Annotated in this window: 5 protein-coding genes; 3 read left to right on the top strand and 2 right to left on the bottom strand. The window is 46.4% G+C overall.

Going from position 1 to position 8344, the window contains the following annotated elements; all coding sequences use genetic code 11:
- Nucleotides 1-97 precede the first annotated feature (97 nt).
- From NDI52_RS26595 to NDI52_RS26605, 3 genes are all read left to right on the top strand, one after another.
- Complete coding sequence (locus NDI52_RS26595) at nt 98-2419, top strand: ATP-binding protein (RefSeq protein ID WP_190771183.1); 2322 nt, start codon at nt 98-100, stop codon at nt 2417-2419.
- A gap of 220 nt (nt 2420-2639) precedes the next feature.
- Nucleotides 2640-3101: a response regulator gene (locus NDI52_RS26600; RefSeq protein WP_190771184.1), complete on the top strand. Its 462-nt coding sequence runs from the start codon at nt 2640-2642 to the stop codon at nt 3099-3101.
- Nucleotides 3102-3197: 96 nt separating this feature from the next.
- Nucleotides 3198-4877 carry a hybrid sensor histidine kinase/response regulator gene (locus tag NDI52_RS26605; protein ID WP_190771185.1) on the top strand — a complete coding sequence of 560 codons (1680 nt, stop codon included), beginning with the start codon at nt 3198-3200 and terminating at the stop codon, nt 4875-4877.
- Between the two features lie 226 nt (nt 4878-5103).
- Here NDI52_RS26605 and NDI52_RS26610 read toward each other — a convergent pair whose 3' ends face one another.
- Nucleotides 5104-7455 carry a GAF domain-containing protein gene (locus NDI52_RS26610; protein WP_190771186.1) on the bottom strand — a complete coding sequence of 784 codons (2352 nt, stop codon included), beginning with the start codon at nt 7453-7455 and terminating at the stop codon, nt 5104-5106.
- A gap of 374 nt (nt 7456-7829) precedes the next feature.
- Nucleotides 7830-8249: an XdhC family protein gene (locus tag NDI52_RS26615; protein ID WP_190771187.1), complete on the bottom strand. Its 420-nt coding sequence runs from the start codon at nt 8247-8249 to the stop codon at nt 7830-7832.
- Between the last annotated feature and the right edge of the window lie 95 nt (nt 8250-8344).

The following is an 8344-nucleotide window of genomic DNA, read 5'->3' on the forward strand; positions in this document are numbered from 1 at the left end:
CAGGCATGGAGTGTTCCTGATGGAGCAATTCTCATGACCATCCTCTGGCTTTTGTTTAGATGTTTAGACCCGTGACTGGGCTCTCCATCGTCTCGCCATGAGTGGGTTAGAATCCAACAACACATCCAGCCATCATCTCAGAGAAGCTGTCGAACCTGATCCCTTTGCAAGATCGATTCAGCCCCATGGTGTTTTACTGGTATTGAGCGATTCTGAGCTCGTTGTACTGCAAGTTAGCGCTAACATACAGGAATATTTCGGCGTTTTACCCCAAGATTTATTGGGTCAGCCACTAACAAGGTTATTGGATGAAGCAGCGATCGCCCTGATTCAACAATCTATAAAACGCCTGAAGCACATCAATTTTAATGGCTTCAACCATTTAAATCTGTGCATTTCATGGCATCAGCAAGTCTTCAATGGCATGCTGCACCGGAGCTCTGACACCAGCATCATTTTAGAATTAGAACCTGCAAGCGTTCAAGCAGAAACGCGTTCTCTCCATCCATACACGTACGTTAGAGGGGCGATCGCTCGACTACGACAAATCCCCGATCTAACGGAGTTTCTGCAACTTGCAGCCATAGAAGTTCGACATATCACTGGGTTTGATCGGGTTATGGTTTACCAATTCGATGCTCAGGGGGCTGGGGAGGTCGTAGCAGAAGCCAAACATGGCCATCTCTCCCCCTATCTAGGGCTCCACTACCCTGCAACCGATATTCCAGAACCTGTTCGAGAATTATACCGACGGGGAATGGTACGCTATATCCCCCACTTAAAGGCCCAATCGGTTGAGCTAATTCCGAATAAAAACCCAACAACAGAACAGCCAATTGACCTCAGTTTATCTCTCTTACGAAGCGTGGATACTTGCTGTGTGGAATATCACCACAACATGGAGGTAGCAGCTCTTTTTGTCATCGCACTCACTCAAGGGGAAACCCTTTGGGGGCTTATTTCCTGCCATCACCAAACACCTAAAACCATTTCCTATGAGGCTCGGGAAAGCTGTGAATTATTGGCTCAGTTAGTTGCATCGGAATTAGCGAACAAAGTCAACACAGAAGAACTCAGTTATTTAACAAAGCTGCGATCGCTGCAATCAGAGTTTGTTCAATCCATCTCCCAGGTCGATGACTTAAGACAAGCCCTCGTTCATCCAGCTCCTCGCCTGTTAGATCTGGTAGGTGCCCAGGGTGCTGCCATTTGCCTGGATAATGAAATTACGCTAGTTGGCACAACCCCTTCTTTAGAAGAAGTTCGCATTCTTATAGAATGGGCAGAAGCGCTACCCACCCTGCAATCCCCACTGTTCTATACAGATTCGTTACCCAAGCTTTACCCTGAAGCAGAGGCCTTCAAAGATAGTGCCAGTGGGTTGCTTCTGTTGCAGATCTCTAAAGTTCGCCGCTACACAATCCTTTGGTTTCGCCCAGAAGTGTTGAAAACAGTCACTTGGGCAGGCGATCCTCATTCCTCGCTCCATGTGACCACCGATGGCAGCATGACCCTTGGCCCTCGTAAATCCTTTCAGCAGTGGCAGCAGATTGTGCAATCAACCTCCTTGCCCTGGAAAAGTTCTGAATTGGAGAATGCTTTAGATTTAAGGAGTGCGATCGTCGGGATTGTGCTTAAGCAGGCGGATGAATTAACTCGAATGAATCAGGAGTTAGAGCGCACTATTCAGGAGCTAGATTCTTTTGCCTATGCGGCTTCTCATGATCTCAAAGAACCGTTGCGTGGTATTCATAACTTTTCTAACCTGCTATTGAAGGGATACTCTGATGTATTGGATGAGACCGGGAGATCTCGGCTACAAACCCTGGTTCGTCTAACTCGTCGAATGGAATCTCTAATCGATGCTCTGCTAAGATTCTCACGTCTTGGACAAACTGAACTCCATCTTCATTCCGTTGATCTCAACCAATCCTTACATCAAGTGCTTGAAGATTTTCCCGTTAGCCGTCCTGAGCTTCGAGCAGCAATTCGTATCCCACGTCCCCTCCCCAAAGCGAGCTGTGATCCTGTCCTCATTCAGGAGGTCATGACTAATCTGATTAGTAATGCCATCAAATATAACGACAAGCCAGAGCCATGGATAGAAATCGGTTATATAGATGGGAAAGATGAGTGGACATCTAGACAGACAACAGAAGCACCATCAATGCACTCACAAAGCTATCCAGTTGATTACTCCACGACGTTCTACGTTCGCGATAACGGTATTGGGATTCGAGAACGCCATTTCAACAGCATTTTTCGCTTGTTCAAACGGCTACACGAGCAAAATTTATATGGCGGTGGCACTGGCGCAGGTTTGACGATCGCCAAAAAAATTATTGAGCGGCATGGTGGACAAATCTGGGTAGAATCCAGCTATGGTGAAGGCTCAACGTTCTATTTCACTTTGCAGTAATCATCCATTGGAAAAGACATCTCTGTACTCTCCAGGTAGCACAACACTTTTTCCAATGATATGAACCCATTACGGGGTGAAAGCTTTCAAAGTCCGAGTATGCCTCAAACTTTGAAAGCTTTCACCCCCTAATGAAATTCCAGCCATATTGTTCGGTTTTTGTGAAACATAGAAGTATGTTGTAATATATCGACATTAGATCCGTGTTTAGCAATACAAAATGGTAAATTCGTCTATTAGCCCTTTGTTGATTGCGGAAGATAGTGACGAGGATTTTGAGGTACTTGAACTGCTAATGCAGCAGATGCAGGTTAAAAATCCGATTTACCGTTGTACAAATGGGGACAAGGTTTTAGATTTCGTTTATCAAGATGGGGAGGGAGGGTTACAACACAATGCCCAACGGCCCTCGGTAATTCTTCTGGACCTAAATTTGCCAGGTACCGATGGACGCGAGGTGCTGGAGCAATTAAAGCAGGATGAAAGCCTTCGGGAAATTCCGATCGTTGTGTTTACAACGTCCTCCAATCCCAAAGATATTGAATTCTGCTATCAGAATGGAGCCAACGGATACTTGATTAAACCTGTAGACTCGGACGAACTGGAACGCACTGTTCAGGCATTTGTAAATTACTGGCTACAGGCCAACGTTCCTCCGCTAGAAGGAGCCGATGGGAACTAAGCAAGGGCTACACGTATTTGTACCCTTTAGATTTCCGTTACAAGCTCTAGGTACGTGGCAGTTTTGAGATAAAAGTCCTCCCTTTTGTATCCTGCTATGTCAAATATTTGGACGCTTTTAATTACAGACGATTGCCAGGAAGATCGAGAGGTTTACCGAGAATACCTTTCTGGAGATCCTGAGCAGTCTTACCAGTTCATTGAGGCGGGTTCGGCAGAGGTAGGATTGGCCCTGTGCCAGAAGCAGCACTGCGATGCGATCTTACTCGACTTTTCATTGCCCGATATGACAGGGCTTGAGTTTTTAGATGAACTCTATCAGCAGGCAGGGGTCCCTCTTCCTGTCATTATGGTGACGGGGCAGGGCGATGAACGGGTAGCCGTACAGGCTATGAAACGGGGCGCTCAAGATTATCTGATCAAACAAGATTTAGAACCCAACGTTCTACAGGTTACGGTTCGCAATGCGGTTCAGCAATCCCGGCAACGCAATCAATTCAGTCAAACATCAAAGCCGCGTCAACTAACGGCAGAGGTAGCACTACATCTCCACCGATCGCTCGATCTAGAAGAAATTCTTCATACGGCTGTAACAGAGGTGCAGCAGGTATTGGAGTGCGATCGCGTCGTCATCTATCGGGTTATCCCTAACCCCGATAATACGTCAGCGTATGGAACGAGTCCACAAATACTCAGCAAGCGGTGTGAAACCCGTCCAAGGAGCGACCAGGCCCCCGATCCAATCGAAGCATTATCCTCTTTTTTGACAGATGCCTATTTGCTTGATGGGAAGGCGACCCAGACCACTGCTGCACCAGAAATAGGTGTCGCAACAGTTTTGCGGTTAGAAGAACACGAAGGGCCCTATTTAATCGCTCCTATCCTGCTGCCAGCCCATGTTTCCGACTCCTTATCGACGGTTTGGGGCTTGTTGGTGGCGCAGACGTCAGCACGGCAATGGCAAAATGATGAGGCTGATTTTTTAGGGGAGCTGGCCAATCAACTAGCGATCGCCTTGCAACAATCTGAGCAACTGGCTCAAGTGTTGCAAGCCTTAGAAGCAGAGAAGCAACTCAGTGCATTGAAATCCCAATTGGTCGCGACCGTCTCCCATGAATATCGATCGCCCTTATCGGTGATTCTAACGGCTGCTTCAACGCTTAAGTTGCATCGCAGTAAGCTGCCTGAAGCCAAGCAGCAGCAGTTCCTCCAAATGATTGAGACGAAAGCCAGACAGATGACCCAATTGGTTGATGACCTCCTCGTGCTCGAAACCTTTGAGTCGGGCAAGGTAAACTTCGCCCCCCAACCCTTTGAGCTGCTGCAATTCATTTCAGATGTGATTGACGATCAGCGACAGACAAATGGTGAGCATTACCCGTTGAGCTTCAGAATTACCGGCAATACCAGAGGTTTTTTTGGGGATCATAAACTTCTACGGTTGATATTGGTTAATCTGTTATCAAATGCGATCAAATACTCACCTGATGGTCGTGAGGTTGAGGTGCATTTAACGGGTAACGATACCCATATCTGGATTGAAGTGAAGGATCAAGGAATTGGCATTCCGATGGAGAACCACGATCAGGTACTTCAGGCGTTTAACCGGGGGAGTAATGTCGGCATGATTCCTGGGACAGGTTTGGGGTTGGCAATTGTCAAAGCTTGTGTAGATCTGCACAATGGTGAAATCACGTTCCAGAGTCAGGAAGGAAAAGGAACACAATTTACCATCTGTCTACCGAAGCGAACAAAGTTGATTCAATCTGAATATTGATATGACCTCTAGTTGTATAGTCATAGAAAGAGTTGGTGTGGCGCTAAGCGCCACACCAACTCTTTCTATGACTATACGAAATTGACATGAATTGATATTAACCTGAGTTCGGGTTAAGGACGTTTTCAAGTGCCGTGCGTTGCGCGGCACTTGAAAACGCTCATTTTGGCGTGCGCTTCGCGCATGCCAAAATGAGCACTTCAGCCTATCCCGAACTGAGGTGATATTACAGCGCGGGTGAGGTGGAGTGGCATCCTAACGTAATCACTCGTCTGCAATGCGTGGAATTTTCAAGTTTTTCTGTTGCTACATTGTAGGGAAACTTTACTGTGAATGTTGTCTGGTTTGAAGCACTTTCTACTTCTACAGATGCTCCCAAGCGCTCTACCAGTTTTTTCACCAATGCTAACCCCAACCCAGCCCCACTATATTGCCAGGGGTCATGATTTGGAATACGGTAAAAAGCATTGAAAATTTGGTTTATTTCGGTAGTTTCAATTTCAATTCCGGTATTGCTGACACTAATTTGAACGGTATCCTCATTGGTGTAAGCCGTAACACTAATTAATTCATTTCTGGGTGTATATTTACAGGCGTTCGTTAGCAGTTCAACAACAATGCGTTCGACATCCGAGGTGTCCGTTAATAAAGGCGGCAGCTCAGAATCAAGAATAATATATAACTGTTGATTCTGCTGTGAAATTTGTTTTTCAAACTTCTGGGCAACCGTAGGTAGCCAGCCGTGTAAATCAACAACCTCGATGCTGGGTGGTGCCGTCTCTGCATCCAGATGGGACAATGTTAGTAAATCCGCAATCATTTTTGTTTCACGCTGACATCCCTGATGCAGCATCTCAAAGAGGTTTTTGACTGTAGAATCCTCCCGATTGAACACACCTGCCTGTTCCAGAATTGTTTCTAGCGTTTGAGCTGCAAGACTAATACTGGTAATTGGAGTTCGTAGCTCATGGGAGAGAGTCTTTAAAAATTCATCCTTAAGGCGGTTTAGTTTTTCTAGCTCGGTAACCTGGAGTTGCGATGACTGATAAAGCCGTACCTGACGAATGGCGATCGCACACTGATTCGCGATCTGTTGCGCCAATTGAATCTCAATGTCATAAAAAACTTCCCCCCGGGGTCTAAATAACCAGAGGTTACCTAGCACCTCCTGATCAATCTCCTCAGGGTTTGACCCGTACACAAAAATAGGGCAGGCTAAGCGGGTTACTATCCCCAGTGGAAGATTTAGAGCAGGCACCCGTTCGGTAAATTGCAGGGTCTTTTTTTCTAATAACGGTTGGTAGATATCCAAAAAGTCATCAATTCGCCTGTTTTTCCCCTGGCAATCTGGCAGATGAGTTGTGTACTCGTAGGCAACTATTGCCGTGCTGTAGTGGCGATCGTAAAGCTCAATTTTGCAGCGATTTAACTGCAGAACCTGCCCCAGTTCCTGGGTTACTGTCTGAAGAATTTGCTGCTCATCTAAACTGTCTCGAATTCGCTCTGTAATTTGTCGAACAATAGTTTCAAAGGTTAGTGCCTGTTGTAGAGCAATGGTACGTTGCTGCACCTGCTTTTCTAGATGAACATTGAGACATTGAACTTGATGATGCAGTTCTGCCTGTTGCACAGCAATCCCAATTTGCAGAGCCAGTTGCTTGAGCAAGTCAATGTCTATCTGTTGCCATTGCCGTTCTCCCTGGCAATGCTGAACCACTAATAAACCCCACAAGGTCTGCTCTGTAACAACTGGAACTACAAGATTTGCTCTAACCTGAAAGGCAGCGAGCAGCTCAATGTAGCAGGGATGCAACCCCATAGCATAAATGTCTTCGATAACCTGAATATAGCCCTGGCGGTAGCGTTCAAAATGCTTCTCGGCAAAGCATGGATCTTTGAGTTGATTTCCTAAAACTGAGCGCCACGGGGTGCCGACAGATTCCACCATCACCACACCGCTACCGTCATCCTCAAATCGATAGATCAGGACACGATCAGTCTGAAGAAACTGCCGAACTTCAGTGACAGCCCGGTTCAAAATTGTGTTGAGATCAAGAGATTCACGAATTCGGTGAGCGATCGCGCTCACTAACCGCTCACGTTCAGCCTGAAGCCGTAGGGTTTCCTCCGCCTGCTTTCGTTCCGTAATTTCAATACTGGTGCCAATCAGACGATGAATCTTAGAATTTGCACCTCGTACCGGAGTTAACGTTGTAATCCACCAACTGGGAATTCCCTTAAAGGAAAAGCGTTCTTCATAGGAAACTGTTTGACCAAAGCGCACACAATTCCTGTAATGCTGTCGTTGCGCGGCCGCCTCTGAAGCAGGCAGTACCTGTTCTGGCGATTTTCCTTGCACATCTTGAGAGCGCATTCCGACCAGGCGTTCATAACTGGGGTTCAGGGCAGCATAACGAAAGTCACCATTCTTCAAAACATCCACTACGAAGATGGAGGCTGCGACCGAGTCCCAAATGTTTTGTAAGAACGACCCGTTGAACTCCGAATCTAAACCTGTAGAAAGTTTACTTTGCCTCAAGTAATGACCACGAATATCTTCAGGATGGCTAGCATTCATAAGAACGTCCTACATCTGGGCCTATCAGGTCATATAGACAATCTGCGAGAAAAGAGAAAGCTAAGCAGACGGCACAATAAGAAGCCACCATGAGAGAGAGCTGCGCCCACTTTCTTAGAAACCTGCAAATGAGCCAGGCACGTTCTCTTTAGATTTTCTTAAGATTTTTACATACGCATTAAGAAAAGGGAGCTTTTCCTGGTTTTCTTATAAATTCTTCACGTCTGTATCGACAGGGTTCTACTCGTTGCTTGCGTGGAGGTGCCTGCAAAAATGGAGACTCGGCCCAGAGTTGGGTGTTGCTGGGAGGTATGAAATGGGATGTGGAACTGCGGTTTCACATCCCATTTCATACCTCCCAGCAACAGGCAAAATTAATGATGTGAAGAGAGATTGCCTGAACCCTGGCGACGCACCATAATGAGTTCTGCTCCAATACTCACAGCAATCTCTTCGGGAGTGAGTGCCCCAAGACTCAGCCCAATGGGAGCATAAATTGTTTGTAAATTTGATTTGGGAACACCTAATTTTTCAGCAGACTGCAAGACCTGGCGAACTCGTTTCTGGCTACCAATCATTCCAATGTAGCGACAGGGCAGTTCTCGTTTAGCCAGAACTTGCAACGCATCTAAATCATATTGATACCCTCGTGTCACCAAGGCCGCGTAAAGTTCCTGGTGGTTCGCTAAATGAGAAACCGTACAGCCAATAGAGTGTGTGAAAATCAACGTTTCCGGCGCAAAACGCTGAGCATTTGCCCATTCAGGGCGATCGTCCAGCCCTCTAAAGGTCATTTGAGAGCTTCTTAATATTTTCTATCATCCCTGTTATCACTGGCTTTCAGGCTTCTATTCTAAAAGCTGAACGTTTAACACCCACGTTTGAGCCA

It is taken from the genome of Leptolyngbya sp. PL-A3 (assembly GCF_039962325.1).
GTDB lineage: Bacteria > Cyanobacteriota > Cyanobacteriia > Elainellales > Elainellaceae > Vacuolonema.

What these genes read in the sequence shown, in the direction of transcription:
- NDI52_RS26610 (WP_190771186.1), bottom strand. Translation starts at nt 7,455, where the DNA reads ATGAATGCTAGCCATCCTGAAGATATTCGTGGTCATTACTTGAGGCAA.
- NDI52_RS26605 (WP_190771185.1), top strand. Translation starts at nt 3,198, where the DNA reads ATGTCAAATATTTGGACGCTTTTAATTACAGACGATTGCCAGGAAGAT.
- NDI52_RS26615 (WP_190771187.1), bottom strand. Translation starts at nt 8,249, where the DNA reads ATGACCTTTAGAGGGCTGGACGATCGCCCTGAATGGGCAAATGCTCAG.
- NDI52_RS26595 (WP_190771183.1), top strand. Translation starts at nt 98, where the DNA reads ATGAGTGGGTTAGAATCCAACAACACATCCAGCCATCATCTCAGAGAA.
- NDI52_RS26600 (WP_190771184.1), top strand. Translation starts at nt 2,640, where the DNA reads ATGGTAAATTCGTCTATTAGCCCTTTGTTGATTGCGGAAGATAGTGAC.